General features: G+C 55.5%; 24 protein-coding genes and 1 pseudogene. 14 read left to right on the top strand and 11 right to left on the bottom strand.

Annotation, left to right across the window (positions count from 1 at the left end):
* Positions 1-227: 227 nt before the first annotated feature.
* Positions 228-1,259 carry an aspartate carbamoyltransferase catalytic subunit gene (locus JUK32_RS25675; RefSeq protein WP_204141733.1) on the bottom strand — a complete coding sequence of 344 codons (1,032 nt, stop codon included), beginning with the start codon at positions 1,257-1,259 and terminating at the stop codon, positions 228-230.
* A 43-nt stretch (positions 1,260-1,302) separates the two neighbouring features.
* On the opposite strand from JUK32_RS25675, the gene JUK32_RS25670 reads away from it, so the two are divergent.
* The gene (locus JUK32_RS25670) at positions 1,303-1,929 is read left to right on the top strand and encodes a hypothetical protein (RefSeq protein ID WP_204141732.1); all 627 of its coding nucleotides are present in this window, start codon (positions 1,303-1,305) and stop codon (positions 1,927-1,929) included.
* A 47-nt stretch (positions 1,930-1,976) separates the two neighbouring features.
* Here the strand turns inward: JUK32_RS25670 and JUK32_RS25665 are convergent, their stop codons facing one another.
* On the bottom strand, positions 1,977-2,996 hold the full coding sequence (locus JUK32_RS25665; protein WP_204141731.1) for an S-layer homology domain-containing protein: 1,020 nt from the start codon (positions 2,994-2,996) through the stop codon (positions 1,977-1,979).
* An 88-nt stretch (positions 2,997-3,084) separates the two neighbouring features.
* Between JUK32_RS25665 and JUK32_RS25660 the strand changes: the two genes are divergently transcribed.
* The 4 genes from JUK32_RS25660 to JUK32_RS25645 all read left to right on the top strand — a co-directional run bounded on the left by JUK32_RS25660 (position 3,085) and on the right by JUK32_RS25645 (position 5,562).
* Positions 3,085-4,044: a nucleoside hydrolase gene (locus JUK32_RS25660; RefSeq protein ID WP_204141730.1), complete on the top strand. Its 960-nt coding sequence runs from the start codon at positions 3,085-3,087 to the stop codon at positions 4,042-4,044.
* A 28-nt stretch (positions 4,045-4,072) separates the two neighbouring features.
* Positions 4,073-4,657, top strand: coding sequence for a hypothetical protein (locus JUK32_RS25655; RefSeq protein ID WP_204141729.1), 585 nt, complete (start codon positions 4,073-4,075; stop codon positions 4,655-4,657).
* Positions 4,658-4,740: 83 nt separating this feature from the next.
* Positions 4,741-5,085 carry a carbon dioxide-concentrating mechanism protein CcmK gene (locus JUK32_RS25650; protein ID WP_204141728.1) on the top strand — a complete coding sequence of 115 codons (345 nt, stop codon included), beginning with the start codon at positions 4,741-4,743 and terminating at the stop codon, positions 5,083-5,085.
* A 135-nt stretch (positions 5,086-5,220) separates the two neighbouring features.
* Positions 5,221-5,562 (top strand): carbon dioxide-concentrating mechanism protein CcmK, encoded by a 342-nt coding sequence (locus JUK32_RS25645; protein WP_204141727.1) that lies wholly within the window; start codon positions 5,221-5,223, stop codon positions 5,560-5,562.
* A gap of 174 nt (positions 5,563-5,736) precedes the next feature.
* Here JUK32_RS25645 and JUK32_RS25640 read toward each other — a convergent pair whose 3' ends face one another.
* The 3 genes from JUK32_RS25640 to JUK32_RS25630 form a co-directional block, all read right to left on the bottom strand.
* Positions 5,737-6,360 carry a hypothetical protein gene (locus JUK32_RS25640; protein ID WP_204141726.1) on the bottom strand — a complete coding sequence of 208 codons (624 nt, stop codon included), beginning with the start codon at positions 6,358-6,360 and terminating at the stop codon, positions 5,737-5,739.
* Positions 6,361-6,565: 205 nt separating this feature from the next.
* Positions 6,566-7,273 carry a hypothetical protein gene (locus tag JUK32_RS25635; RefSeq protein WP_204141725.1) on the bottom strand — a complete coding sequence of 236 codons (708 nt, stop codon included), beginning with the start codon at positions 7,271-7,273 and terminating at the stop codon, positions 6,566-6,568.
* A gap of 154 nt (positions 7,274-7,427) precedes the next feature.
* A complete protein-coding gene (locus JUK32_RS25630) occupies positions 7,428-8,492 on the bottom strand; it encodes a mannose-1-phosphate guanylyltransferase (RefSeq protein ID WP_204141724.1) in 1,065 nt (354 codons plus the stop codon).
* Positions 8,493-8,767: 275 nt separating this feature from the next.
* Here JUK32_RS25630 and JUK32_RS25625 point away from each other — a divergent pair, with 275 nt between their 5' ends.
* Positions 8,768-10,072 (top strand): LCP family protein, encoded by a 1,305-nt coding sequence (locus tag JUK32_RS25625; protein WP_239113094.1) that lies wholly within the window; start codon positions 8,768-8,770, stop codon positions 10,070-10,072.
* A gap of 166 nt (positions 10,073-10,238) precedes the next feature.
* Here the strand turns inward: JUK32_RS25625 and folB are convergent, their stop codons facing one another.
* On the bottom strand, positions 10,239-10,640 hold the full coding sequence (folB, locus tag JUK32_RS25620) for a dihydroneopterin aldolase (RefSeq protein WP_204141722.1): 402 nt from the start codon (positions 10,638-10,640) through the stop codon (positions 10,239-10,241).
* Positions 10,641-11,004: 364 nt separating this feature from the next.
* Between folB and JUK32_RS25615 the strand changes: the two are divergent.
* A pseudogene (locus JUK32_RS25615) lies at positions 11,005-12,300 on the top strand (IS4 family transposase).
* A 31-nt stretch (positions 12,301-12,331) separates the two neighbouring features.
* Here JUK32_RS25615 and JUK32_RS25610 read toward each other — a convergent pair.
* Entirely contained in the window at positions 12,332-13,486 is a 1,155-nt protein-coding gene (locus JUK32_RS25610) for a glycosyltransferase (RefSeq protein ID WP_204141721.1), read from the bottom strand.
* A 607-nt stretch (positions 13,487-14,093) separates the two neighbouring features.
* On the opposite strand from JUK32_RS25610, the gene JUK32_RS25605 reads away from it, so the two are divergent.
* Positions 14,094-15,956, top strand: a complete 1,863-nt coding sequence (locus JUK32_RS25605) for an iron uptake porin (protein WP_239113093.1) — start codon at positions 14,094-14,096, stop codon at positions 15,954-15,956.
* A gap of 238 nt (positions 15,957-16,194) precedes the next feature.
* Positions 16,195-17,922 (top strand): hypothetical protein, encoded by a 1,728-nt coding sequence (locus tag JUK32_RS25600; RefSeq protein WP_204141720.1) that lies wholly within the window; start codon positions 16,195-16,197, stop codon positions 17,920-17,922.
* Between the two features lie 82 nt (positions 17,923-18,004).
* On the opposite strand, the gene JUK32_RS25595 is transcribed toward JUK32_RS25600, so the two are convergent.
* On the bottom strand, positions 18,005-18,979 hold the full coding sequence (locus JUK32_RS25595) for an RsmB/NOP family class I SAM-dependent RNA methyltransferase (protein WP_204141719.1): 975 nt from the start codon (positions 18,977-18,979) through the stop codon (positions 18,005-18,007).
* 131 nt (positions 18,980-19,110) lie between these two features.
* Between JUK32_RS25595 and JUK32_RS25590 the strand changes: the two genes are divergently transcribed.
* Entirely contained in the window at positions 19,111-19,887 is a 777-nt protein-coding gene (locus tag JUK32_RS25590) for an MBL fold metallo-hydrolase (protein ID WP_204141718.1), read from the top strand.
* A 4-nt stretch (positions 19,888-19,891) separates the two neighbouring features.
* On the opposite strand, the gene JUK32_RS25585 is transcribed toward JUK32_RS25590, so the two are convergent.
* Complete coding sequence (locus tag JUK32_RS25585) at positions 19,892-20,398, bottom strand: pentapeptide repeat-containing protein (RefSeq protein WP_204141717.1); 507 nt, start codon at positions 20,396-20,398, stop codon at positions 19,892-19,894.
* 240 nt (positions 20,399-20,638) lie between these two features.
* Between JUK32_RS25585 and JUK32_RS25580 the strand changes: the two genes are divergently transcribed.
* The gene (locus JUK32_RS25580) at positions 20,639-21,640 is read left to right on the top strand and encodes a cysteine synthase A (protein ID WP_204141716.1); all 1,002 of its coding nucleotides are present in this window, start codon (positions 20,639-20,641) and stop codon (positions 21,638-21,640) included.
* Here JUK32_RS25580 and mtnA read toward each other — a convergent pair.
* Positions 21,631-22,692: an S-methyl-5-thioribose-1-phosphate isomerase gene (gene mtnA / locus JUK32_RS25575; protein ID WP_204141715.1), complete on the bottom strand. Its 1,062-nt coding sequence runs from the start codon at positions 22,690-22,692 to the stop codon at positions 21,631-21,633. The genes JUK32_RS25580 and mtnA overlap by 10 nt on opposite strands.
* 84 nt (positions 22,693-22,776) lie before the next feature.
* Between mtnA and JUK32_RS25570 the strand changes: the two genes are divergently transcribed.
* Positions 22,777-22,914 (top strand): hypothetical protein, encoded by a 138-nt coding sequence (locus JUK32_RS25570; protein WP_204141714.1) that lies wholly within the window; start codon positions 22,777-22,779, stop codon positions 22,912-22,914.
* A gap of 149 nt (positions 22,915-23,063) precedes the next feature.
* Here the strand turns inward: JUK32_RS25570 and cobA are convergent, their stop codons facing one another.
* Entirely contained in the window at positions 23,064-23,798 is a 735-nt protein-coding gene (cobA, locus tag JUK32_RS25565; protein WP_204141713.1) for a uroporphyrinogen-III C-methyltransferase, read from the bottom strand.
* A 233-nt stretch (positions 23,799-24,031) separates the two neighbouring features.
* On the opposite strand from cobA, the gene JUK32_RS25560 reads away from it, so the two are divergent.
* Both JUK32_RS25560 and JUK32_RS25555 read left to right on the top strand, forming a co-directional pair.
* The gene (locus JUK32_RS25560; RefSeq protein WP_204141712.1) at positions 24,032-24,832 is read left to right on the top strand and encodes a DUF4230 domain-containing protein; all 801 of its coding nucleotides are present in this window, start codon (positions 24,032-24,034) and stop codon (positions 24,830-24,832) included.
* Between the two features lie 24 nt (positions 24,833-24,856).
* Positions 24,857-25,648: a glutathione S-transferase family protein gene (locus JUK32_RS25555; RefSeq protein ID WP_204141711.1), complete on the top strand. Its 792-nt coding sequence runs from the start codon at positions 24,857-24,859 to the stop codon at positions 25,646-25,648.
* Positions 25,649-26,043: the final 395 nt, after the last annotated feature.

Here is a 26,043-nt window from a genome sequence, read left to right as displayed (position 1 = left end):
GGAAGACTTAAAATTCGGGTTGCAAAAGGTTAAGGCTCAGTCCCTCGACGTCACCCGCTCCATCGCCCTTGAAAGCGGGGCGAAATCTGTTGTCAATATGCGTTGTTAATCGATGATGGCTGCCCTACAACCAACCGGCGACGATCGCTGAAGTCGCCCAGGCTGGTAGGCGGACAGGCGGCCCATGACCCTCGCTGCCATTGGACATGCGGCCTTTCTGCAATGCCTTACTGGACAATGTCGGCGGCACTCTGGCCGCCCGTGCCAATGAGATATAGAAGGGCCATCCGCGTGGCGACACCGCTGGTGACCTGCTGGCCAATCAGGCTGCGCTCCGGATCATCCATCAATTCGGAGGTGATTTCGACGCCGCGATTCACCGGGGCCGGATGCAGAATCTTCACATCGGGCGCACAGATCTGGACGCGCTGGTGCGACAGGCCAAACTGCCGATGATATTCCCGCAGACTCGGCAGCAGGTGTTGGGTCATGCGCTCGCGCTGCAACCGCAGGGTCATGACAAAGTCGGCCCCGTCCAGCGCGGCATCCAGGCTCGTGTGCTGGACGAGTTGACGCGGCAAACCAGGCGGATCGATGGGCGATCGCTGAAATCCCTTCACAAAATCCGCTGGCAATAACGTCGGTGGCCCCGCGACATGAACAGCTGCGCCACAGGCGGCCAAGCTCCACAGGTTCGATCGCGCCACGCGGGAGTGAATAATGTCACCCACGATCGCAATCTTCTTCCCCTTGAGCAAATCAATGCTGGGTTTTTCCGGATTGAGGACGGTGCAGAGGGTCAAAAGATCTAACAGGGCCTGTGACGGATGTTCATGCTGCCCATCCCCGGCGTTCAACACGCCCACCCCGGTGTTCAGCCGATCCAGTTCGGCGGCGATCGCGTGGGGCACGCCCGTAGCCGCATGGCGAATGATCATAATGTCGGCCCCCATCGCCAGATAGGTTTTGGCCGTATCGAGAATGGTTTCCCCCTTCGTCAGGGAAGAACTACCGGGAGCAAAGTTGAGCACATCCGCCGACAGTCGTTTAGCCGCCAACTCAAAACTGCTACGGGTGCGGGTCGAAGGCTCAAAAAACAGATTGGTCACCACCTTGCCTTGCAGAGTGGGCACCTTTTTGTTCCGCCGTGACAGCACCTCCCCAAAGCTGACGGCAGTATTAATCACGGTGGCATAGTCGGTTGGGGTAAACCGTGACAGCGACAGAATATGTCGGTGATTCCAACGGGTTTCAGCCACAGCAGTAGCCCATGCAGAGTGTCAATCAGGAGCACATAGATTCATGACCAAAGTAAGCTTACACCGCTTTGCTAAGCTGCCTCAGCGATTTTTGCTGGCGCTGGGATTAGGCGTGGGCATTTTGACCGCCGGGGCGATCGCCCCACCCCCTTCCCTGACCGAAGCAGCCCCAACTACCGATACGACGGCAATTAAACGCCACTTCGCTCAACTGCCGACAACCTTGACTGTCCCGACAACCCTTTTGAGCACCACCCATAGCTTCGGCGTCGCGGCCTCTCAGGCCAAGGCCCCATTGGGAGACGCAGCAGAGTTGTTAACCGTGACGTTATACACCCCCAACGCGACCTGTGATGACTACACAGCCGAAAGCAAAGCGATCGCCCCAGACCAGGCCATTCCGCAAATTGTCCACGCTTTATTGACGACTCAAACGGCCAACCTGCTGGATTTTGAACTCGCAGGTTACCGGATTGTGCCTGGGGACAACGGCAATACCGTCAATATTGATTTCCGCCGTCAGCCAAATGCAACGAGGTCGTTCATCTCACTCTCTATCTGCGAACAGAGGGTGTTATTTGGCAGCGTGAGAGAAACCCTGTTACAAAATTCCGCACTTAGCATCGATGCAGTGACCTTTACCGAGCAAGGGCAGCCGATTGTTTTGTAACTTGCTGGGCTCACACCCAGCCGCTTTCGGCAACCGTTACAGGCTGACTACTTTTGAACATCAGCCGCGGTTACGCCTTCGGTTTGGGAGCCAAAGCGCCACAAAACTGCTGCCGCCTCGGCTCGGCTCACGGTCTTGTCCGGGCGAAACAGCGTGGTGTAGCCAAACGCCCGGCTGAAATTCGCAAAGTCGCCGAGTTGAAAATCCGCCGCGATCGCCCGCAATGCTAACGCTTCAATCCTCTCCGCATCTTGGAAACCCCAGGCGGTTTTGACCGCATCTGGAGTCGTCGTCGGCAACGCCGCGCGGGTATCGAGGGGCACCTTCCACAAAATCAGGTCAGCCCGAGTCAGCGGCGCATCCGGACGGAAGTTCACGTCAGTGCTGTTCCCAGTAAACTCGCTAGGAATGATGCCAGCTTCTGCCAGCCCTTGAATCGTTGCAAAGTCAGGATCGCTAGGCGAGATATCTTGAAAAGCCGGTTCATCGCTGGGATTACCGAGGCGCAGGCGCTCGCCGGGTTCGTCAGCATAAATTGCGTTGTAGCTCGCCAACAGCCAGCGGGCGTACTCTCGCCGGGTGATGGTTTGGGTAAAGGGCGATTCGTTTGCGCTGCTGGATTGACGCGAGTTTTGCGAGGAGGCGATCGCTAACTCCACGTCTTCCAGTGCTTGCAAATCGCGAATGTACGATTGTAAATCGGCGGGTACTCCCTCCAGCGAAGCCAAGGCTTCCGATCGTGGCGGGGCCGCTGCAGAGTCTGAATTGCGATCAGTGACCGAAGGCCTGTAATCAGGGGGCACGAGCTCGCGATTGCGGCGGTTACGGGAATCGGTCGCATCGCTAGCAGCCGGGGCATCGGCGGCGGCTTCCGATTCTCCCGCAGTCTCTGATCCCTCAGCACTCCCCTCTGTACCATCACCACCAAAGGGGGCGGACTCCTCTAATTGCGGGTCAGCCTCCAAAGATTGCTGCACATTATCCCCCAAGGAACTGCCCGCACAACTCGTCAGCAACCCCAGGGTCAACAAACTCGCGATCGCTCGACTGGTCTGGCCGTGATTCATTCCCTCATCCTTCCTGAAAAGCCGCTATGCTGGCGCTAGCTCCATCTATCACGCTAGCGCAGGATTGTCCTTTCTTGAGGTGAGGTTAATGGCGATAAAACCCATCATCATTGACTGTGATCCCGGGGTGGATGATGCCATTGCGCTGATGCTGGCGCTGCGATCGCCCGAACTCGCCGTCCAAGCTATCACCGTCGTGGCGGGCAATGTGCCCCTCGCGCTCACCCAGCGCAACGCCCGCCAGATTTGCGAACTGCTGGGCTGCCCAGAGATACCCATTTATGCGGGATGTCCGCGTCCCCTAGTGCGATCGCTGATCACCGCCGAAGACATTCACGGCAAAACGGGACTGGAAGGAGCCACGCTGCCCGACCCCACGCTGCCGCTACAAACGACCCACGCGGTCACCTACTTAATCGACACGCTCAGCACCACACCAGCACCGGTCACCTTGGCGACCCTGGGGCCGCTCACCAACATTGCCGTGGCACTCATCCAAAAGCCAGAAATTGCTGAGGGCATCGATCGCATCGTCATGATGGGCGGTGGCATTACCCACGGCAACATCACCCCCGTCGCTGAGTTCAACATCTATGTGGATCCCCACGCGGCCCAAGTCGTCTTCGACTCTGGCATTCCCATCACCTTCATTAGTCTGGATATTACCCATCAGGTGCTCACGACGCCCGCGCGGTTAGCAGCAATTCAAGGGTTAGGCAACGCCGTTAGCGAGGTCGCCGCCGCTGTGCTCGGTCACTACGGCAAAGTGGATGAGCAACGTCTGGGCACGGTTGGTGCGCCCTTGCATGACCCTTGCGTCATCGCGTATCTACTGCGTCCTGACTTATTCACAACCTATCGCGGGCAAGTGCAAGTCGAACTCAGCAGTCCGCTCACCCTGGGCCAAACGGTGGTGAGCCAGAGTCCTGGGGAGGAGCGCTGGGTGGACATTGTGGATACCGTCGCGGCAGCGGGCATTTATGAATTGCTGACACAGCGGCTGGCCAATTCCGCCGCGCCCCTGCCTAATCAAAACGGGATTGAGTAAGATTGAAAAAACTTGAGGCTCTGTGCCCATGGTCTACACCACTGCGGAACTTCTCGACTTTCTCGATCAGGAACTACGGGCGGCTTGGCGCGGCGAACGCGTGGTCTTGTCTTCTGAAGAGCGGCTGAATCCAGTGGTGGCTAAAGCAATTGGCACGGCAAAGCTCAGTAAAGTCTTTGCGGTTCAAGATTTTCGCGACCAGATTCACCACTACCAGCGCGAGCACAACGTCTCGGGCCTGGTCTGGCATACCTGCCGCTTTCAGGGGCGATCGCACCAACTGCCCGAACTGCACCCCCAACTGATCGCCACCCCATCCGATAAACAGACCTTGCAAGCGGCGAAGGGTGGGGTCATTGAGTTCTGGCATAATTCAATCGCGAATCTTCGGCTCTGGCGATCGGGCGCACCGCCGTTGCCTCTAGAGCTGAATACCATCGAACGGTGGATCGCCGAGGCCGAGTGGGCCGAAATTGACGCCACCCGCACCGAACTCTATCTGCGCTTGTGCTGGGGCGATCCCAAAGTGTGTCATTACGACTGGGCTCGCCCTGACTCGGGATGTGAACGAATCATTGCCGCGATCGCCGAGCCCAGCTCAATCAAGGTATGATTCTAAGGCTAAAGTCTTCTAGTCTTTTAGTCCTTACTAGAGACAATTGGCTTAACGAGCGTTTTGGGTGGACAAAGAGGTCTATGCCGTTTGCTGTTGGTGTGATCGAAACGTACGGATTTCCAGCCATGCTGGCAGTGGCCGATGCCATGGTCAAGGCTGGTCGAGTCACCATTGTGAAGTATGAACAGGCCGATAGTGGACGTCAATTTGTCTGCATTCGCGGCCCCGTGTCCGAAGTGAATCGTGCGGTGGAAGCGGGGCTGATCGCCGGTAGCGATTTACCCAATGAGGGGTGTGTAACCACGCACTACATCGTGCCCAACCCGCCCGAAAATTTGGAGGCGGTCCTGCCCATTGACTTCACCGAAGCGTCTGAAGAGTTTTGGATTGAAGAGATCCGAGGGAATCGTTTTCCCGGATTCTAATTCCGTAACTGAACCTTGATAAAGGTAAAGAATGTATCAGTGTGGGAAAAAGCCTCCCTCGCGATCGCGCTAGAGTTCACAAGACTCGTACAATAGTTTTTTACGTACAGGCTTATTTTTTTTAGGAGAAAGGCAATGCCTCAGGCAGTTGGCTCCCTTGAGACAAAAGGCTTTCCGCCTGTTTTGGCGGCGGCAGATGCGATGGTCAAAGCAGGGCGGGTAACCTTGGTGAACTATATTCGAGCGGGTAGTGCTCGGTTTTGCATCAATATTCGTGGTGATATTTCTGAGGTCAAAGCCGCTATGGAAGCAGGCGTCGCGGCGGCCGAAAATTCTCCTGGTGGCGTACTCGAAACTTGGGTGATTATTCCCCGTCCCCACGAAAACGTCGTTGCCGTTTTACCGATCGCTTTTGGGGAAGATGTGGAAGCCTTCCGGCAAGCGGTTGAGCAACCCGTGTTGCCAGGCCGCAGCTAGTCCCACGCATGGGCGCTAGTAGGCATTCCCGACTGGCGATCTCAACTCGTAGGGTCAAAACCTCAACCCCCCTGGCTGCCGATCGGCAACCAGGGGGGTTGTTTATTGTCATGCCGAATCAGCGATCGCCCACCCGCCTCCGTTAGCCAATGGAAGGCATGAATTCGCGCTCACCTACTCAGCAATCGTCGCGCCAGGTTCATAAATGCAGATGGCATACTCCTGCTGAGCTGCCACAATCACAATTTCATCACCGCGCTGAGAGAGCCGTGAGCCTAACTTCAGCGCCGTTTCCGCCTCAGTTTCACGCCGATAGAGACTAAATAGCTTTTGGCCCTCAGCTAGCCCAGGGACGGTATCGGGCAGGTCGGGCACCCTGAGGGTGCAAGTGCGATAGCCCGGTTGGCGATCGTTAATAATCCAACAATTCGCTGGCCCAAACGACGGTGGCAACGTTCTCGGTGGTTGGCCTTGGGGGGCAACCAATTGGGCATCAGGTTCAGCGACCCAGATAGCATAGCCCTTGGGGGTGGGTGTCATGACCGCGAGTTCGCCATTGGCCGAGAGCTTTTGCAAGAGGCTAAAAACCTTGACTGGATCAGTGGCGGAGCGGAAGAAGCTGTAAAAGCCACCATCAAGCACGATCGCCGGAGAGCGGTGCCCACCGGCTGGGACGCCGGCCTCGGGAATGAAGACATGGCAAGTGGTGTAATCGTCGCGTTGAGACAGTAACTTGACGGGCTGTAAGGACAGTTCGGACTGAGTGAGTTGGGATTTCAAGGTGGCGGAAGATAGCACGGCTTATTATTGGTTGGGGAGATGGGATGATTAAAATCGAAGGCGTTAGAACCGCTGGGGTAATCGACGTGACTCCGTATAGTTAACTTGCCCCGAACAACGAATTTCCTAACGACGGAAATTACCGAAATCGTTCCCTGAAACCCTCAGTTTTCCGGGGCAGCATCACGACACTCCTCTGATGCCGCGGTCCTTCACTGTGCCGTTACTCGGGCACTCCATCCCCTTGAATATCTTCCGAAATTACCGCCAGAGAATTAATGACGGCGATCGCCTCTGCCGTGGTGAGATTGGTACAAGGCACCTCAGGATTCAGGGCAGTGTTGATCAGCGCGGCTCCGGCCAACCGCACAAAACCGCCTGGCACAGGCAGCCAGTCACTGATCAACGATGGGTCGGGAAACTGCTCGCGCAACGCTGGGTCAGTGTAAAGCCCATAGTTTAGGCCGTACTCAGCGGCCCCGTCTCCGAGAATTGGCGGCGTCAGAGGCAACCGATTTTCAGTCGTTGGGGTGCCGCCGATGCCACCGGTGGTGTACTCAATCAGGAAGCAGCGATCGCCGCCATCCCGATACAAAATCTGATACCCCCCAAAGCGATCGTCCGGTTGGGTGAGAATTTGCACGACCCCAAACCCGGCGGGAATCGCCGTCGGCAGCACCAGCGGTAGCCCCAAAGCGCGAATTTGGGCCGTTTGCTCTGGGGTCATCAAGGCGAGAAAGGCCGTGTCAGGCGGTGGGGGTGGCACCTCTGGCAAAGCGGTTGCGGGATCGGTCGATGGTGGAGTCGTTGCTTCCGGGGGGGCCGTGCGACAGGCCGCTAAACTCACCAGGCACAAAACCGCGATCGCCCGTCCTACAGGCAATATCGCCCGATTCGAATTGATGAATAAGCGCCAAAATTGCGATCGCATATTGCCTCTTCAAGCCTGATCCCGCTGCATGATACCGCTAATTCATCACGGACAAGATTCGCGATCGCGCAGGAATCAGGGGACGGTTCCCTTAGGCGAAAGCCATACTGCACGGGGGCAGCCGATGGGGAACCGGCCCCGAGACAAACTGGTGTTAGAGCAAGTGCTTAAATTGGGGATCGGCCCCCAGCGCTTTGACCGCTTTTTTGATGTCTTGGGTGCGGCTTTTATGAACGACCAAGGTTGCTTTGCCATCGCGTACCACCACCACATCTTCAAGGCCAATGGTGACAATCACCTCGTCGGCATCGGAGGTATAGACAATGCTGCCCGTGGTGTCCAGTCCCAAATGCTGCGCCATTTCCACATTGGGGTTGTCGGGCGTTTTCAGCAGCCGTTCCACCGCGTTCCAGTCGCCCAAGTCATCCCAGCCAAAGGCCAGGGGCATCACACAGGCTTTGTCAGTCTTTTCCATCACGGCGTAATCAATGCTCAGCTTTTCGAGCTTGGCGTAAGCGTCTACCCCCTGGGCGCGCAGGGGCTGCATGATTTGCGGCGCGTGGGTATCGAGCTCTTGTAGCATCACTCCCGCCGGGAAAATGAACATGCCGCTGTTCCAACTAAAGCGACCGCTAGCAATAAAGTCTTCAGCGGTGGCCTGATCGGGTTTTTCGGTAAAGCGAGCGACCTTGTAAGCCGGGCAATCGCCGTAGGTGCCCAGCGAGTCACCCTGCTCGATGTAGCCATAGCCGGTGGAGGGGAAGGTCGGCGTAATCCCCAGGGTGGCGATCGCTCCCCGCTCTGTCGCCAGGGCAGCAGCGGCCTTCAGCGTCTCGCGATAACCGGCTTCATCAGCAATCCAATGGTCAGCGGGAAAGAAGCCCGCGATCGCCGCTTCACCATGGTGTTTGGCTACTTCTAACGTCGCCCAGGCAACTGCGGGGGCAGTGTCTTTGCCTTCGGGTTCGATTAATAAATTCTGTTCTGGCAAGTCAGGCAGTTGCTCCCGAATCCCATCGGCCAAATGCGCGGCGGTAATCACCCAGAGCGAGTCCCAGCTTTCTGCCATTGGCAAGAGTCGATTTGCAGTGGATTGCAGTAGACTAAAACCGCTTCCATCCAAGCAGAGAAATTGTTTTGGGTGTTGGCGGCGGCTCACCGGCCAAAAGCGCTCTCCTTTGCCGCCAGCCAAAATCACTGGAATCACCGTCGGGGGCATAGTGCTGACACTCCGAAATATTGTCCGGCCTATAGTACCCAAAGCTTGATACAAGCAGGATATAATCGCCGTAATCTTTATTCATATTTCTGCCAGTAAGTCTTAAAGCTCGCTTCAAAAACAGTCAGCTGGGGCCAGGAAGCCAAGTCGTTGTCGGCCCCAAATTTTATAAAGTGTGAGGTTTCATGTCGCCGTCCGTTCAACCCCCCCCGCATAAAACACCGTCCCCTGCTGCGTCGTCAACCGCTACCCCTGCGTCAACTTCAGGGCAAACGATGACGACTCTCGCTCAAGGGCTGGTGCCCTGGGTGCGGCGCACTGCGTGGGCGATCGTGTTTGGGGGCACTGCCATCGCTGCAGCTGTAGGGGGGGCATTGGTAGCGACTACCGTACCCTTGCCAGAGTCTTTGCAAACGGAAGATAACTCACCGCTAAACCTGGCAGACATGTGGCAAACGGGGTTTCGCTATCAGGTGACGCGCCCGGTCAACATTTTGATCATGGGGGTCGATTTGCCCGAGCCGGGTCAAGACGGAGCGGATACTCTCTTTTCCGGGCGATCGGATGTCATGCTGCTGGCGCGCATTGACTCGGCAGAGGGCACCGTTGACTTGCTCTCAATTCCTCGCGATACCCAAGTCAACATTCCCGGCGAGGGCGTGACTAAGATTAACTATGCCAACCTGGCGGGTGGGCCAGAGTTAGTGGCGACGACCATTCAGAGCAATTTGGGGCCAGTGCCAATTGATCGCTATGTGCGAGTTAGCACAGGTGCCCTGCGGGAGCTCGTTGATCTGCTCGGCGGGGTGGAGGTCAACGTCCCCCAGCGCATGGTTTATCAAGATGTGACCCAAGGGCTGAACATTGACTTAGAGCCAGGCTGGCAGACTCTGGACGGCAGTCAGGCCGAACAGTTCGCTCGCTTCCGCAGCGATGGCAATGGCGACATTGGTCGGGTGCAGCGCCAGCAAATTTTGATCAAGGCGTTGCGCGATCGCCTGACCCATCCCACGGTGATTCCCCGTTTGCCCCAGGTGGCGCGGGTGATGATGCGCTATGTCGATACTAATCTCACCTTGGAAGAGATTTTGGCCTTGTCCAATGTCGCCATGGAAATTGAGCCGGATAGCCTGCAAATGGTAATGCTGCCGGGTCGCTTCAGTTCGCCGCAGGAATACATCGCCAGCTATTGGATTTTGGATGCCGTGGCGACGCAGCAGGTGATGAACAACTTTTTTGAGCTGGAGGGCGTAGCCCTGCTCTCTAATCGGGAAAATCAAGTCATCACCAGTCTGCCAATTGCGGTGCAAAATGCCTCGGGTGAACCCTGGGTGGCGGGCGAGGTCGCGGACTATCTCCGCAGTGAAGGCTTCCGCAATGTGTATGTGATTGGTGATTGGTCGAGCGAGTTGCAGCGGACGCAGGTGATTGCCCAGCGAGGCGATGTCAACAGTGCGGAATTGATGACCTCGATTTTGAATTTGGGTCGGGTCGCTGCCGAATCAACCGGAGATTTACAGTCGGAACTGACGGTGCGGGTAGGGCGTGACTGGCTCATGCAATCGCCTGACGTGCAGTAGTCGATCTTCTCGCAACCTCACCATGAACGGACGCCTGTGGTGGTTAGTAAAACTGAGTAGCGTGGTGCTGCTGGCGCTGCTATGGCTGTTGATTTTTGAGTCGGCGGCGATCGCCTAATGCTGGACTGAGGGATCTCACCAGCCGCATCATCATGAACCCTCCCGATTAATTCAGGCTGAGCGGCGAGGGGGATGGCGTGTTGAGGTGGTGGCGATCGCGGGTAATTTCCACCGCAATATTGCCCGCAAAGTGCGGCACGGGGGGCGTGAGCTTCGTGAGCTTGACCGTGATTTGGCTGAGGCGATCGTCGGTGCCCAACACCGCTTTAGCAATCTCGCTAGCCAGGGTCTCCACCAAATTAAACGATCGTTGCTGGATCAACTGCTGTACTGCTGCGACGGCTCCGGCATAGTTGTAGGTATCGGCCAACACATCAGAACTGCCAGCGATAGTGAGATCCAACAGCAGGGTCAAATCAACCTGAAACCATTGTCCGAGTACGTTTTCTTCGGGCAAAGCGCCGGAATAGCCAAAGGCCCGAATGTCGTTAACGTAAATTTTGTCCATAAGTAGCTGGGCCTAATTAAATGTTCAACCAGTCGCTGACTTCGACTCCGCTCAGTCAGCTATATGGCTTGTCAGATCGGGGATTGAGGGTTGAGCAAAGTCGAAACCCGTCTATAAGCTATCCATTAGGCAAAACTCCATCAAAGACTTGTGTAGCAGGGTTTCTGGCCTTGAGTTGCAGGGGGTAAAACCTCACCGCCTGCGGCACCTCTCCTTACCAAGGCTACGGTGTATACATAAGTCAGAGAGTTATCCAAGTCAAAGTGATGCAGAGTAACCCGATAGAAATCTATGCCCGTCGCCGCCGTCAAGCCGTATTTGGAGATAAGCGGCTAGAAAAAAGGGGATATCACTCTATTCAAGAATGCTCGAGTCACGCACCGTCAGTATTCGCGCGCTGTCGAAAGATTGGGCCGAGCAGATGGCTTACTATCGTTGGTTAGAGAATCCTTCAGTGAAGCTATCAAGCCTGACTGAGAGCCTGGCTGAGCATTGCCGTCATGAGGTACAGGGACGGCACGTGCTGGCCATTAGCGACTAACCTACAAGCTCACGCCGGTCGGCTTAAGCTGGAGGGGTTGGGGGTGGTGGGCAACAACCGTGACATCGTTTTTTTCTGCATCCAACGCTCATCCTCGATAGCACGGACGGGATGCCGCTCGGATTCAGTCATGTGCAACTGTGGACGCGCCCGGTCGAGCGTCCTAGTCAGGCCGAGCGCGACTACAAGTCTCAACCGATAGAGGAGAAGGAATCGTACCAATGGATCAAGGCCGCCACCGGGTCTAACGACGATTTGACGCTGGCTGCCGCCGCGCCGGTGACTTACATTGGCGATAGTGAATCAGACATCTATGAGCCGTGGGTCCAGATTCGTCAAGCGTCTGGGCATCTGCTCATTCGCGCTTGCCGCGACCGGTTGCTCTACGACAAAGAGGCCACGCTGTTCAGCGAGCTGTCCAGCCAACCGAGTGCCGGTCAGTATCACTTAGACGTTCCGGCGGAGCCGCGAAGCAACCGCCGGGCTCTTGCCGCGCGGATGACGGTGCGGTTTACGCCAGTGCGCCTCAAACGTTCCCAACGACTGAAGGATGACTATCCCGAGCAGGTCGAAGTGCAGGCGGTGGAGGCGGTGGAGGTAGACCCACCCAAAGGCCAAAAGCCGGTGCATTGGCGATTGCTCACCACTCATCCGGTGCCGACTTATCAACAGGCTTTGCAAATCATTCAGTGGTATCGCTGGCGGTGGCACATCGAACAACTCTTGGCCATGCTCAAGCAGCGGGGGTTAGACATTGAGGCGTCTGAAAACGAGTCAATCTCGGCTATCGAAAAGCTCTCCCTCTTGGCGCTATCGGTGGCGCTCCAGATCCTGCAGCTGAGGCTGGGACGGGAGCATCCCAGCGCCCCGGCAACGCTCGCCTTCGACGCTAACCAGCAGCGGTGTCTAGAGGACATTGCGCCGACCGTCAACGGACGCACCGCTAAGCAACACAACCCACATCCGACTGCCTCACTCGCTTGGGCGGCTGGGATTGTTGCCTGGCTAGGTGGTTGGTCTGGCTACCAGAGTCAACGCCCACCTGGCATCGTCACCTTTGCGCGGGGATGGCAAGTATTTCAAGGGATGTTTGCGGGATGGCAGCTAGCTCACCCATGACCTCTCTCAGCTATGTATACACGGTAGCCTCTCAGACTTGCTCTGCCTGCGGTTGATAGATTGAATGAGCGATTTCTTTCAGTGTATCTACACGTTGCAACATCTTAGGGGTTGGCGCTAGATTTAAAGTCTCAAAAACTTTCTGGAGTCGATGTACAGAGTCATGACGCAACATGGCCTGAGATACATTTTGACGACGGATGATTTCTAGTCGCTCGGGCTGACTGTTAAGTGACTGAATGATATCGGCAATATTTGGGCAATCAAATGGAATCGGAATGATCGCATCTTGCCAGTCAAAATTCTGATGAAATTCTTCCGTGTCTGGCGCTATTCCTAGCATGACTGTACCAGCCGCGGCACCTTCAAAAAACCGAGATGAAATCTCACTGTAGGCGACCTCAGTTTCATTGGCTCGGGAACGGTTGGCGATAAAGTAACAGCTATTCTTGAGTATATTCGCCAGAAGCATGCGATGCTCTGCGGGATCTTTGACCACAAAAGTTTGCTGCTGCTTAGCATTCACAACATTAGAAATGCTGGCCGTATCATAGTAGTAAAAGAGATTTTGGGACTGGGTATAGTCCATGAGCGCTTGATGAGTGATCGCCGAACGACGGCCCAAGTTCGCACAGTCAATAGCAGGCCTTGATTGCAAGTTAAAAGGACGAAACCTCAACGTATCTGCACTGATGGGTAAATAACTACAAGGCCGACCCGTGAGAGAGGCGACCTCATCAACACACTGACGAGTGCCTAAAAAGATATGGTCAAAGTCTCGCAAGAAATCCAAGAGGTATTCGCATTCCGGGAAATCATTGACTCTGACCTCAGTGATATAGCAGGCAGCCTTATCACATTTTTTTCGCCAGTCTCCTAGAACCATTAGAGTGAATAGTTCAAACACATTATTAAGGGTGGCGAAGAAAAAATCGTAAGACTCATTCAGAGGCTGCCGAAGGGAAGATTTCACCAGCGAATCTGCTAAAGAACCAGTGCGCCCACCTAGCTTCATCACTCGGCTAGCGTACTTATATAGCCTTCTATAGCGATTTAGTTCATCATAATGAGATAGCTTAACGAGTTTCGCATCAAGCACATCTGCACAAGCGTCTTCAAACTCATATAAGTAGCTGTAACCAACTAAGGTCGCAAAATCGCGCACCGTGAACATTAAGTTATTCATGCTTTATAAAATACTCTTATTTACTCTTAGGTAAAAACTCAATTGGTTGAGTATTCACTTTAACGATTAATCTTAGATGCCCATCAATAATACTAGATGAACTGATGGCCTGACAAAAGTCTGGGCGATCGCGTCTGAGCTGCCCCATTCCGGAATACGAGGGCTCAGTCGGCAACGGCGGCTGAGTCCAGGTAGCCAAAGAGCACTAGCTGCCAACAAAAACGCTGCTCAAGCCTCGCGAACCTTGGCCGACCATGGCTCGGACGAGCTGACATTGGCTGACATCAACCAGTATGAGCGTGGCACTGTCGTCTTCATCAGTAATGGCATGCTGACGGATGGCGGTCAAAAAATCACCCAACATCTTAAGTAAATCAAGGTGGGGCTCCGGGGAGTACACGGCTAGCGAATGACTCTGTCAACCTGATGAGGGCGTTGACTCAATAAGCAATGTAGAGAAAATTTGGGTTAGATAAGCTAGCTTGAACGGGTTCGATCTTATACATTTACAGCAGTCGAGGAAACTCCGATGATATTTGCCTGAGCTCTGGGTTACAAAGTCGTTGGGTTTTGCATGTTCCGAATTGGATGCTGTGTGAGGAAAACAATGTCAATAACCGTCAATGGATCGCTCTGGGGTGCAATGACTCTGGCCGTGGGGGTGTGGGCAAGCCCCAGCGCGATCGCGGCTCCAACAACCGCACTGCTAGATGAGTCTGCCGCCGCTCGCCAAGCACTTGCCGATGCGAAAGTCGATCAATCAGCCCCGATCGCGACTCGCCTCACGGAGCTGGAACCGATCACCACTAAAGATGAAATACTCGTTGCAGGGCTGCCCTTCACCGATTTAGAAACCGAAACGACTGAGCAAAATACCGGCGGCACGACAGATATTTGGTTGGCACCGGAGCCTGAGTCAACGTCATCAGTGAGCGTGGAGAGTGCGGACGAACCGCAACCCGAGCCCGCATTCGAACTGCGCAACCCCCAGCCTATGGCACAAACGGTCACAGTTAACGAGTTGGCTGATATCAGCCCCAATCACTGGTCTTTCGGCGCAGTGCAATCATTAGTGGAAGACTATGGCTGTTTAGAAGGCTACCCCGATGGCACCTTTAGGGGCGATCGGGCGATGACGCGCTATGAGTTTGCCGCCGCCTTGAATGCCTGTCTGGATCAAGTAGTGACGCTGCTGCCAGAAGATCAAGAAACGGTGGCAGCTTTAATACAGGAGTTTGACACCGAGTTGACGACCCGTGTCGATGAGTTGGAGGCCACTGTCGCAGAGTTGCGAGCCAATCAGTTTTCTTCGACGACGCGACTCTTTGGTCAAGTCATTTTCGGTCTGCAGGGCCGTTCAAACAACACCGCTGACTTTTTTCCCGTGGATGGCATTGCAGAAACCGAGGATCCTGGCGGTGGCAGCCTGACCTTTTACTCCAATGCTCAGCTGTCCTTGCTGAGCCAGCTGAGTCGCCGGGACCTGTTGCTCATCAGTTTACAAGCGGGTCAGGGCAACAGCTTGTTTGATCCTGGCAGCAATGGGGCGCTCGGTCTCACCAACAACATCCGTCTCGCCTATGAAGGGGAAACCGACTTGAGTGTCGAGCTCACCGATTTGACCTATCGGCGCTTGATTGGCGATAGCGTTGCCTTGGTGGCTGGAGCCGCAGGGGTCAACCCAGTGAGCGTATTTCGGGGACCGAGTGAAGCTGAAGGGGCCGGTTCTGGCCCGCTCTCTTTGTTAGCGCAGCGCAACCCAATTCTCAGCATTGGTAATGGCGACACTGGGGTCGGGTTTGACTGGCAAATTATTGAACGATTGAGTCTGCAAGGGGTGTATGCCGTTGCTGATGGTAACGACCCTGGCGAAGATACTGGATTATTGGCGGGCGATCGCACCCTAGGCTTTCAACTCACCGCCTCACCCCTCGACACCGTTGACCTATCGCTAAACTACATCAACAGCTATAGCGAGAATGGCAACATCGGCACCGGCATTGGGGACACTCAGCTCACTGCGGGCGATGCCCTTACCACCAACGCCTTTGGCGGCACCGTCGAATGGGACGTGACGCCTCGGTTTACCATCGGCGGCTGGGGCGGTTACACCACCTCCGTCACCCCAGGAGAACGGGGCTCCGTGGCGACGGTGAACTGGATGTCCTTTTTGAACTTTCCCGATTTATTCGGCCCTGGCAACTTAGGGGGCCTGTATGTGGGACAGCCCCCGCGCATTACTGACAGCGATTTGCGCCAAGGCCAAAATATTCCTGACCTGCTCGCAGGCAACCTGGGCGATCCGGGTGGTCGGTCAGACGCCACCCTGCATGTTGAGGCGTTTTACCGTTACCAGATGACCGATAACATTAGCCTCACCCCCGGCGTCATTGTGTTGTTCAATCCCGATAACACGGCGGGCAGTGACACGATTACCATCGGTGCCTTGAGAACCACGTTCCGGTTCTAGCGATCGCCATCCTTCAGCATGAGGAAACCAATAGTCGCGTTTTTGACCAACAGCCCCTCCGCGTCAACCTTGGTTTCCTCATCCTCGGGAACCCCAGGCATCCAGTCAACGTCTTGTGAGCTTAATGATTTTAATGTTTGCCGACCATCGGTTTCTCTGAGTATAGTTAGCTGAAAATTACACCTGATTTAGCCCTCTTGTCCCTGACACTCGAGCCACTGTTAAAGGAGTCCAGCATATGAGTTTTTCTCGATCGCGCACCGTTCCTCTCGTGGGCTTAGCCAGCAGCCTGGCCCTTGCCCTTGCCGCGAGCCCAAGTTGGGCCCAACTCAGAGTTACCGGGGGCGGGGTAGTCCTCAATGATGTCGATGTTTTCGTGCCAACTGACGGCACCATTGAAAATAGCCAAAACCCCAATGCGACTGACACTCGAGCTGTCATCTACAACAGTGAGCTCGACGATGGCACCTTGACGATTGATACGCGCCGGGGCAATATTCCTGCCGATGCAATTTTCCGCCTCAGTACCCTACCCACCATCAGCACGGCGGGCGATGGCTCACCGGCTACCGCCGACAACCTCCCCAACAATTTTGTCGGGGCTCAGGGCGAAATGTTGGGCACCCTGTCTTTCCGGGCGATCGGCCCCTCCGGTGCGCAATTTGTGAACGTGCCGACCGAATTGCAGTTTGAGGTGCTCAGCCCTGACATGCTGATGACGGGGGGCGATCCGTTCACCGAATATCGGGCCGAAAACTACATTCTGCGAGAGACTGGCTTTGTCAGTAAGGCGTCAGGCGTTGGTGTGGTGCGACGGCGCACACCAGTGACGCTCGTGCAATATCAAGAAGATCCGGGCGAAGCCGTCGATCGCATCGTGCTCAACAATTTCATTCCCGCCAGCGAATACGAAGCTGAACGGGCCGGTGTGAGCTATGAAGCCGACTCTGTCGAATTTTCCTTTGAGGATGGCAACATCTTTGCGCCCCCTGGCTTATTTGCCCAGGGTGGCAATCCCAATCGGGATTTTGACATGGATGATGATGATGACGATTTCGACAGTGACAACTTCGACGATGACGACATTGTCAAGGTGAGCAATACGGTGCTTGTGAGTCGGGCTTTTACCAGCACCACCCGCATCGAATCTATCAGCATTTTTAATAACATCGCCATCATCAACCTGCCAGCTTTTGAAGACATCGAGTACGACGATGACTTCGGTGACGATGATGACGATTTCGATGACGATTTCGATGACGACGATGATGGTGGCCTAATTGGCGGCACCCCCGATGGCGACGATGATGATGATTTTGGCGACGATGACGACGATGATGACGACGACGATTTTGGCGACGATGATGACGACAATGACGACGACGACGATGACGACGATGACGACGATGACGGTGTCGTAGTTAATCCCAATGACGGCAGCAATCAGTTTCGTCCGGTTCTGCCGACTCGTTTCATTGCGATCGGTGTGTTCGTCTTCAACAATGTGCCTTCTGGCCGCTGGGTTGATCCCCCAGCCGCCGACGGGTTTGAATACACCATGACGCCGCGCGATGTGCCAGTCGGGGTTAGCAGTCGTATTTTCCCCGGCATGACGGGCGTGGGTGAGGCGGATGATTCCGTGTTCACCCGAGTCAGTGGATTCCCCACGGGGATTGATGCAGACGATACCTTTGAGGTGTCGGTTGATGGCATCGTGTTGGGCGACTTTAGCCCTGGCGATACCCTTAGCTTCAGAGACTACGCTGACCAGTTAGGCGATTTACTAGTCGATGGCGGGGTAGAGCAGTTCACCGTCAGCGAGATTAATCCCGCAGTTGATTCCAGCAATCCAGTGGCCTTCCCCCTGCGGGTTGACTTCAACACTCCGACTGCGAGCTTTGAGATGCAAGCGTTGGAAGCCACCGCTGCCGAAGACGTGCCCCAAGTCTCTCGCATTGAGGAATAAGTCGGGCTGTTGCGTAGTCCCGAATCATAACCATCACCGTTGACCTGACAGACACGTCAACGGTGATGGCTACCAAAAGCCGTCAGTGGCTGGATGTCGTAGAATTTTTTGGATGCAGTTTGAACTGCCACTGCGCCAAAAAGTCTTCATTCAGCGATTGACGGCTTCCTTTATGGCGGTGGAACAGCATGGCAAACGCCCCCGCCCCCAAGCCAGATTGGGGCCAAAGACGATAGCAGGGCAACGCGGTGAGATGAGACTGAAATTCATCCATGGCCTGGACTGATACGCCTTGAAATTCCGGAAATCGTTTGAGAAACCACTGGCAGACCTGTTCATTTTCCTGCGGTGCATAGGTACAAGTCGAGTACAGCAGATAGCCTTGGGCCTGCACTAGCTGAGCCGCATTCGCCAAAATCCGCTTTTGTCGATTGGCGTTGCGGTTTAGCGTGACTTTATGAAAGCAGCCCGGAACATCCACACCTTTCGCTAGCAACGACTGCCCCGAACAGGGCGCATCCACCAACACGAGTTGAGCGGAGTAGGGTAACTGCTCTGCCAAAACGGCTGGATCTTGGTTGAGCACGATCGCATCCATCGCCCCGCAGCGTTTGAGATTGGCAATCAGAATTTTCACCCGCTTACGCACCACCTCGTTGCATAACAACCGCTGCGGTTGCCGCATCACCCAAGTACAGAGACTCTTGCCACCAGGAGCCGCACACAGGTCGATCGCCACCTCAATCGGGTCCGCGATCGCTTGCAACAGCGATGCGGCAAACACCGATGAAAAATCCAGACAGTAGTAATAGCCCTGGCCATGGAGCGGGTGCTGCCCCGGCCGGCGATCGCCTTCTAGCCGCTCCACTTGGGAAGGTTGCCAGGACAAGGGCGGCAACGTCGGCCAGTCAAGGTCAGCGGGTTTGGGGCGGGTCCATAAAATCGATGGCGCTAGCGGTTGGGGGGCAGTTAATGCCTGGATAAACGCGGTGCGATCGCCCTCTACTGCAAACAGTTTTGCGGCCAGCTTTAGGAGGGATTTCGACGGCTCAGGCATAGTTGATAATTAGGCAAAAATCGAATCAAAAGACATCAAACATTCGACGACCGACCCAGTGCGCATCAGCGATCGCGCCCAGAAAGCTGACAACCCTTTAGACTGTAAAGAGATGTAAAACTGGGCTTGTCATGTTTACGACCTGGCTTGATAACAACAGTTGGCTGTGGGAAATTGCTGACCAAAAGATTTTAGTTGACCCTTGGCTCGTCGGCGCTTTGACCTTTGGCAATGCCGACTGGCTATTTAAAGGTGAGAAAACGCAAACCGTTCCCCTACCCAACGATATTGACTTTATCTTGCTGACCCAGGGGTTGCCGGATCATGCCCATCCAGAAACTTTGCAAGCCCTGGATAAATCGATTCCCGTGGTGGGCTCTCCCAATGCGGCCAAGGTTGTACGCGAATTCGGCTTCACCGATGTGACGGCCCTCGACCATGGCGAATCGACGACTCGCGGTGGCGTGACTGTCAAAGCCATTCCCGGCTCACCCATTGGCCCGACGTTACTAGAAAACGGCTATCTCGTCACCGAACAAGCCAGCGGGTTGAAGCTGTTTTATGAACCCCATGGCTATCATCCCGAATCGCTGAAGCAAGAAGCGCCTGTGGATGTGGTGCTGACCCCCATGCTGACCTTGTCGCTGCCACTCGTTGGCCCGGTAATTCGCGGCGTCAAAAGTGCCAATGAACTGGCCGACTGGCTCCAGCCGCAGGTCATGTTACCCACCACCGACGCCCAGGAAACTACCTACGAAGGGCTGCTGGTATCTTTTCTGTCGGCCTCTGGGGGGCCAGCCAAGGTACGAGATCAGTTCGCCGCTCAGGACAAGGCGATTCAAATCTTGGAACCAGCGGTGGGCGATCGCCTGGAACTGCCCCTCACCCCTCGATCAGTCCCGGCTTAAGCGCTCAACGACAGCCTAATGAATCGCGGGTCGCTACTCCGGTCTGAGGATTGGTGCCACTAGCGATCGCGCACAGGTTACGGAACTGGAGGCCATCTAACAACGCACCGGAAAAATCCGCCCCAGTGATATCGGCGTCATCAAAGGTCGAACGCAGCATAATCGTGTCGATGAGCAAGGCGTCGGAAAAGTCGGCTCCGGTGAAATTGCTGGAATCTAGCATCCCGGTGGAGAAATCGACCCCATGAAAGTTCGTTTCCCGCGCCACTGATGCACTAAAAATCGCGCCTCGGGCATCGGCCCCAGTGAAGTCAGCCTCTGATAGATTGGCGTTGGAAAATTCTGCCGCCTGCAAGTTTTCACCGCGAAAGTCGCGCCCCCGCAGTTCGGCATTGCTGAACGATAGCGGCGGTGCATAGGTACTAGCTTGGGCCAGGGCTGCCGGCGGCATCCAGACCAGACTCAAAACCCCCATCAAGACCAGAACTAACCATCGTTGCGCAGCGACCATATGCCTTTCCTAAAACGAGCAGCTACAGGCTTCAGCATAATCAATCCTCAGCTCTAGTTTCCACTAGGCCTGCGCACCACTCCTTACCCACGCCGCCCCTTCAGACCCTGGCTCCATGTCACTTTTAACACCCCAGCCAGCCGCCCCCGCAAGAATTCACGCCCAATCCCGGTTGCCGTTGCCATTTCCCTTTAGGATAGGCAGATGTAGTGACTTACGCTTCTTTAGTTAGCGCCCAGGATGGATATCAAACAAGGCTTTGTCGGCACCGTAGGCAACACTCCCCTGATTCGACTGAACAGTTTTAGCGAAGCAACGGGCTGCGAAATTCTCGGTAAGGCGGAGTTTCTGAATCCCGGTGGGTCAGTGAAGGACCGGGCGGCGTTGTACATCATCAAAGACGCCGAAGAGCGGGGCGTGCTGCATCCCGGTGGCACTGTCGTGGAAGGCACTGCAGGCAATACGGGCATCGGGCTGGCTCATATCTGCAATGCCAAGGGGTACAAATGTCTCATCGTGATTCCCGACACTCAATCCCAGGAAAAGATGGACATGCTGCGCACCTTGGGGGCCGAGGTGCGCCCAGTGCCCGCTGTGCCGTACAAAAATCCCAATAATTATGTGAAAGTATCGGCGCGCATCGCAGAAGAAACCCCGAATGCGGTGTGGGCCAACCAGTTTGATAATTTAGCTAATCGCCGCGCCCATTACGAAACGACCGGGCCGGAGATTTGGGCGCAAACGGATGGCAAAGTGGATGCTTGGGTCGCGGCCACAGGCACGGGCGGCACCTACGCGGGTGCGGCAATGTTCTTCAAAGATCAGAATCCCAACATTCAGTGCGTGGTGGCTGACCCCATGGGCAGTGGGCTGTACAGCTATGTCAAAACGGGGGAGGTCAGCTCATCGGGCAACTCCATTACCGAGGGCATTGGCAATGGCCGGGTAACCGCCAACATGCAGGGCGCTCCGGCGGATGATGCGATTCAAGTGACTGACCCAGAAGCTTTGAAAACGGTCTACCAACTGCTCTACCAAGACGGTCTCTTTATGGGGGGCTCAGTGGGTATCAACGTGGGTGCCGCTGTGAAACTGGCGAAACAAATGGGGCCGGGGCACACGATTGTGACCGTGCTGTGTGATAGCGGCGCGCGCTATCAGTCGCGTCTATTTAGCCGCGACTGGCTTCAGCAAAAAGAGCTGTGGTCAGACGAGCTGTTACCCACCAACTTTCAGGCTTGACGCTGGGCAAAGGTGGCGAGTTCAGCGGGAGCGATCGCGCCATGTTCGGTGACGATCGCCGTAATCAGGTCAGCCGGGGTGACGTCTGCTAAGGGATTGTAGGTGTCCACATCGGCGGGGCAGGTGACAGTGTCGCCTAAGTGACAAACGTCTGTGCCTTTCCCCTGAGCAATGTCGAGACCGTCACCGGTGGCCAAGCCAAAATCTACGGTTGATAACGGAGCGGCCACCAAAAAAGGAAGGTTGTGGGCCTGGGCGGCGATCGCGAGGGCATAGGTGCCAATTTTATTGACTGTATCCCCATTGGCGGCGATGCGATCGGCCCCAACCACCACCGCATCCACCATCCCCCGCTTCATGCAGTGAGCGGCCATACTATCCGTGACAATGGTGACCGGAATCTGTTCTTGCACACATTCCCAAGCGGTGAGGCGGGAGCCTTGTAGCCAAGGGCGAGTTTCACCGGCAATCACTTTTGCTAGCCGCGACTCCTGCCAGGCGGTGCGGACGATGCCCAGCGAAGTGCCAAACCCCGAGGTCGCCAAAGCCCCGTGATTGCAGTGTGTGTAAAGAGTCAGTTTGGCGGGAGTTTGGGGTAGTGCCGCCAGGCCGTGCTTGCCGATCGCGACACAAATTTCCCAATCCTGTTGCTGAATCTTTTGCGCATTTTTGAGCAGGTCGGCTTTGAGGTCATCGACGCTGGCGCTGCTCTGCCGCACTTGCTTGACCAAATAATCCACTGACCACAAGAGATTTGCCTTATCGGGCCGAGCACTCTTGAGCTGTTCCGCGATCGCCTCTAGCCGTTCTAAAAAGGCAGTACGGTCGTTGGTTTGGATCGTGGTAGCGCCGAGATAGAGGCCATAGGCGGCAGCCATGCCCAACGCTGGTCCACCGCGCACAATGCGGGAGGCGATCGCCGTCAAAATATCTTCACAGCGGCTAATCGAAACGACCGAATACTCTTTGGGCAACTTTCTTTGATCAATCAGCAACACATGGTCTTCGTGCCATAGAACGGGGTATACGTGCGTTTCTGAAAGTTGGGCCATCGGAATTTATTTATCGATAAGGGGGAAAGGTCAGCGGACTAGCAGCCATCAGATAGCGCCCCAGATGCTGGTTTAGGGCTTGAGGTGGTAAAACTTGGTGTCAAGGAAATTATTCTGATTTTAGTGGAAATCTCCCCTCGGATGATCCGCGATCGCGTTACCTCCCTCAGCAGCCGCCGCCGCTCACGGCGATCCGGCAAATTTTATGGGCAGCATCGCTGATTGCAGGGGGCTCGACACTTTGGCAAGGTATCGCCGGGTCGTTCACCCAGGTGTCGCCATAATCCTGACGATTGATAGATTTGGTGTCCGAAAATCGCGTAGCTTTTCCACGCTGCGTTTGCCTTTTGTCCCTAGTTGCGGGCTTGTCCTCAGGGCTGCAAATACGGGCGCAAGCCCACCACTTCGCCGATGACAATGATGCAAGGCGAGAGTTTTTGTCCCTTCGTTTGCTGGGTAATGTTGAGCAGCGTCCCTTCCCAAATTTGCTGCTGTGGTTGGCTGGCCCAGCGAATAATGGCAACTGGGGTGTCTGGGCGTTTGTCGTGACGCAGCAGGCGATCGCAAATCTCGCCCAAGTTGCGCCCCCCCATGAGCATGACCAACACCGACAGCTTGGCCAACGCATCCCAGTTTTGCTGTTCCAGATCGTGGGCGGTAAGCACCGTGAACTGACTGCTCAACACCGGATCCGTGAGGGGAATACCGGCCAGCAGCGGCGCTACTGTAGCCGACGACAAGCCGGGGACGACTTCAAACGGGCAGCCCGCCGCTTTGAGTGCTTGAATCTCAGCGGTGGTGCGGCCAAAGATGAAAGGATCACCGCTTTTGAGCCGGACAACGTGTTTACTTTGCTGACACAGTTGCACTAAGAGCTGGTCAATCTCCGCTTGCGCCCAACTGGCTTGCCCGCCCCGCTTACCCACGGCGTGAACTTCGCAGGCAGCGGGCACCAGCGTTAACAGTTCTTCATTGACCAGGGCATCATGAACTAATACCTGCGCCGTTGTCAGCAACTGGTGAGCCTTGACGGTCAGCAATTCCACAGCCCCAGGGCCAGCCCCCACCAAATAGACTTTTCCGATTTGAGTCAAAACGGTGCCCATGCGCTCATCTCTCCTCAATGATGCCGGACGCAGAGGGCGATCGCGGCCAATTTTCCTAAAGCATGCCAAATCGTGATCGGTGCCACCACCTAATGTGATACAAATGAACTAAAGAGCGCTTGATAAATTGGCCGACCTCGCTCCGGCAGGGCGCTCTTTCTTGCTACCCTCAAAGGCGTACCGGGCAAAATAGTGTCAGTCTCTGTTGTTGCCAGTTAGGACCTGCTCTACCTATGGCTCTCAAACCCCCTCGTTTAGATCCGCCATCATATAATTACCCGGCAACGCAGCATTTTGATGAATCATCAGCACGATCGCCTCGTCCCGCGCGAGCTCCATTCATTTTGCGGCTGTTTAATGGGTTGCTCGGCAGTCTTTCCGGCGGCATGTTGATCCTGGGCATGATTGCCGGGGTGGGACTGTGGCGCTCCGGAGAGGACTTTGTGAATGGCATTCGCTCAGCCTTTGTCCCCGCTGAACCCGTGGAGACGGTGGATGTGCAAACGGTGGTGGTGCAGCAAATTCGCAGTGCCAGCGAACTCACCACCGCCGTATTCACTATGGAGGCGGTGGTACCCACTTCCAGTACCCGAACGTTTGCCAACTATGAAATTGGTAAAACAACGCTGATTTATGTCGCGAAGGGCGAGGTCAGAGCCGGGGTCGACTTGAGCGCGATCGCGCCCGACCAGGTGCGCGCCAGCGGCAATATTTTGCGGGTGCTGCTGCCGCCGCCGACTATTATTGATAAAAAAATCGATGTCGGTGAGTCTCAGGTCTTCGCCTACGATCGCGGCTTCTTAGGGTTAGGGCCAGACCGCGCGCCGGAATTGCAAGATCAAGCCCAGGAAGCAGCGCTCCAAAAATTGATTTTTGCCGCTTGTGAAGAGGGAATTTTGCAGCAGGCCAGCGATCGCGCTGAGTTGGTGGTCACACAGCTGTTGCAAAATACTGGGTTTGAGCAAGTAATCGTCGAGTCACAACCCACCGCTAACCAAGCCTGTGCCACCGCCGGAACCAACGCGGTACAGTAAACGTGGTTGTGTCAAGGTATTTCCATGCTAGAGCTTTATCAATTTGAAGCGTCAGCGTATAGCGAAAAGGTCAAGTTAATCCTCGATTACAAACAGCTACCCTACAAAACAGTTGAAGTGACCCCTGGGGTGGGACAGATTGAGCTTTACCAACAGTCAGGGCAACGCAAAGTGCCCGTGCTCAAAGATGGCAGTGACTGGATTCCCGACTCCACTGCGATCGCTTTCTACCTTGACGACAAGTATCCTGATCGCCCAGTGATTCCTACCGATCCCCGTCAAAAGGGGCTCTGTCTAGCGCTCGAAGATTGGGCTGACGAATCCCTGGGCATTCAGGGTCGCAAAGCGATGATCGGGGCCTTCAACCAGCACCCCAATTTCCGCACGGCGTTACTGCCCACCGCCACCCCAGATTTGCTCAAAAATCTCGTCGGTGCCGTCCCTGGTGATGTGTTGAGCATTTTGGGCATGGGCGTCGGCTTTGGCCCCGACAGCGTCAAAGAAGCCACGAGCATTCTGAAGCAGGGGCTGGAAGCCTTGTGCCTGATGCTGTCCAGTCAGCCTTATCTCGTGAGTGATCAGCCCACCCTGGCGGACTTTGCCGTGGCGGGACTGACCATGTACATCAAGTTTCCTGCGGCCCGGTATGTCGATTTGCCAGAGGGCATTTGCGACAAGGGCGTGCCGGGCCTCGCCGATGACATTAGCTTCCAGCCCTTCTTTGACTGGCGCGATCGCCTCTACGCTGACTACCGCCAAACCCGCGAAGGTGCACCGGCTAGCGATACTGGCCCCACTCCCATCAACATCGATTAAATTTCTGCCGGCACGCTCCCGCGCCTGACTCAAACTGGGAGATGCCAATTCTTGGGAATCTGGTTGCTTCATCATTGACATCAACGGGACGCCTAAACCTGGGTAAGTCTCAGTAAGAAAGGTAATCTGCCATATCGTCGGTGCGATCGCCGCTGTCTTCAGATAGAAGTTCCAGAGTCCCGCAGTCGTGCCCTGCGATCGGTGATCAAAGTCGGCTTTGTGGTTGCGATAAACCTGATGCGCAATGTTGCACCGATCGCGCGGGCGTAATTATGGGCGGCGGCGGTGCCATAGAGGGGCTCGCTGTGAGAATGATGTGCTTAGGGATCGGCGGGAAAATAACATCCCGGTAATGGCAGTGCTTGGGTGGCTGGGTAGCTGGGTGCCTGGGTCAG

Source organism: Halomicronema sp. CCY15110, from assembly GCF_016888165.1.
Taxonomy (GTDB): domain Bacteria; phylum Cyanobacteriota; class Cyanobacteriia; order Phormidesmidales; family Phormidesmidaceae; genus Halomicronema.
The sequence above is the reverse complement of the archived record's forward strand: the minus strand, read 5'-3'. Positions and strand labels throughout refer to the sequence as shown.

Bases quoted from the DNA above. Each gene is read 5' to 3' on its own strand.
- JUK32_RS25670 (WP_204141732.1), top strand. From the start codon at position 1,303: ATGACCAAAGTAAGCTTACACCGCTTTGCTAAGCTGCCTCAGCGATTT.
- JUK32_RS25665 (WP_204141731.1), bottom strand. From the start codon at position 2,996: ATGAATCACGGCCAGACCAGTCGAGCGATCGCGAGTTTGTTGACCCTG.
- JUK32_RS25660 (WP_204141730.1), top strand. From the start codon at position 3,085: ATGGCGATAAAACCCATCATCATTGACTGTGATCCCGGGGTGGATGAT.
- JUK32_RS25655 (WP_204141729.1), top strand. From the start codon at position 4,073: ATGGTCTACACCACTGCGGAACTTCTCGACTTTCTCGATCAGGAACTA.
- JUK32_RS25650 (WP_204141728.1), top strand. From the start codon at position 4,741: ATGCCGTTTGCTGTTGGTGTGATCGAAACGTACGGATTTCCAGCCATG.
- JUK32_RS25645 (WP_204141727.1), top strand. From the start codon at position 5,221: ATGCCTCAGGCAGTTGGCTCCCTTGAGACAAAAGGCTTTCCGCCTGTT.
- JUK32_RS25635 (WP_204141725.1), bottom strand. From the start codon at position 7,273: ATGCGATCGCAATTTTGGCGCTTATTCATCAATTCGAATCGGGCGATA.
- JUK32_RS25630 (WP_204141724.1), bottom strand. From the start codon at position 8,492: ATGCCCCCGACGGTGATTCCAGTGATTTTGGCTGGCGGCAAAGGAGAG.
- JUK32_RS25625 (WP_239113094.1), top strand. From the start codon at position 8,768: ATGACGACTCTCGCTCAAGGGCTGGTGCCCTGGGTGCGGCGCACTGCG.
- folB (WP_204141722.1), bottom strand. From the start codon at position 10,640: ATGGACAAAATTTACGTTAACGACATTCGGGCCTTTGGCTATTCCGGC.
- JUK32_RS25610 (WP_204141721.1), bottom strand. From the start codon at position 13,486: ATGAATAACTTAATGTTCACGGTGCGCGATTTTGCGACCTTAGTTGGT.
- JUK32_RS25605 (WP_239113093.1), top strand. From the start codon at position 14,094: ATGTCAATAACCGTCAATGGATCGCTCTGGGGTGCAATGACTCTGGCC.
- JUK32_RS25600 (WP_204141720.1), top strand. From the start codon at position 16,195: ATGAGTTTTTCTCGATCGCGCACCGTTCCTCTCGTGGGCTTAGCCAGC.
- JUK32_RS25595 (WP_204141719.1), bottom strand. From the start codon at position 18,979: ATGCCTGAGCCGTCGAAATCCCTCCTAAAGCTGGCCGCAAAACTGTTT.
- JUK32_RS25590 (WP_204141718.1), top strand. From the start codon at position 19,111: ATGTTTACGACCTGGCTTGATAACAACAGTTGGCTGTGGGAAATTGCT.
- JUK32_RS25585 (WP_204141717.1), bottom strand. From the start codon at position 20,398: ATGGTCGCTGCGCAACGATGGTTAGTTCTGGTCTTGATGGGGGTTTTG.
- JUK32_RS25580 (WP_204141716.1), top strand. From the start codon at position 20,639: ATGGATATCAAACAAGGCTTTGTCGGCACCGTAGGCAACACTCCCCTG.
- mtnA (WP_204141715.1), bottom strand. From the start codon at position 22,692: ATGGCCCAACTTTCAGAAACGCACGTATACCCCGTTCTATGGCACGAA.
- cobA (WP_204141713.1), bottom strand. From the start codon at position 23,798: ATGGGCACCGTTTTGACTCAAATCGGAAAAGTCTATTTGGTGGGGGCT.
- JUK32_RS25560 (WP_204141712.1), top strand. From the start codon at position 24,032: ATGGCTCTCAAACCCCCTCGTTTAGATCCGCCATCATATAATTACCCG.
- JUK32_RS25555 (WP_204141711.1), top strand. From the start codon at position 24,857: ATGCTAGAGCTTTATCAATTTGAAGCGTCAGCGTATAGCGAAAAGGTC.